This window comes from Polaribacter sp. 2405UD43-2 (genome assembly GCF_058147125.1).
In genome coordinates this window covers 1-229 of sequence record NZ_JBYVJX010000130.1, presented here as the reverse complement: position 1 = coordinate 229, position 229 = coordinate 1, and the positions used below count along the sequence as shown (strand labels likewise).

The window sequence follows — 229 nt, the reverse complement described above, 5'->3', positions numbered from 1 at the left end:
GCACAATTCATCTATTTCCAAAAGAAATAAAAGTATTAATTATTGCTTTTGTTTGTATATTAAGTATTGGTTTTTATGGCGGAATTTCTTTTGTGAGAACCACAACACAAGCAAATCCTAAAGGAATTGAACAACGTTATTTAGGTAACGAAGATGATGAAAATGCTACAAAAATGCTGTTTAAAAAATCTGAAGGAGAAATACTGACAACTGTTCACAGTCATATTTT

Annotated in this window: 1 pseudogene; it reads left to right on the top strand. The window is 29.3% G+C overall.

The window, feature by feature from the left end:
- Nucleotides 1-5 precede the first annotated feature (5 nt).
- Nucleotides 6-229, top strand: a pseudogene (locus ACY2RX_RS15015) (hypothetical protein); the annotation flags it as partial.